General features: G+C 73.0%; 1 pseudogene. It reads left to right on the plus strand.

Annotated features, from left to right (window positions below):
* A pseudogene (locus ACQG3P_RS23455) lies at positions 1-237 on the plus strand (acetolactate synthase large subunit); the annotation flags it as partial.

Genomic DNA, 237 nt, shown 5'->3' on the forward strand with positions numbered 1-237 from the left:
GGCCAAGGTGTGCGGCTTTCCGGCCCGCCGCCTCGTGAACCGGGACGACGTGGAAGGCGGCCTGGCCGCGCTGCTGGGCGAACGCGGCCCGGCGCTGCTGCAGGTGGCCATCGGTGCGCGCGCCAACGTATGGCCGCTGGTGCCGCCCAACACCGCCAGCAGCTCGATGCTGGAGAGCAACCCCGCCCATCAGCCCCAGGAGTTCCCCCATGCACTACCGGCTGGGCCTGGTGGTGG

It is taken from the genome of Stenotrophomonas sp. SrG, from assembly GCF_050031795.1.
Taxonomy (GTDB): domain Bacteria; phylum Pseudomonadota; class Gammaproteobacteria; order Xanthomonadales; family Xanthomonadaceae; genus Stenotrophomonas; species Stenotrophomonas rhizophila_A.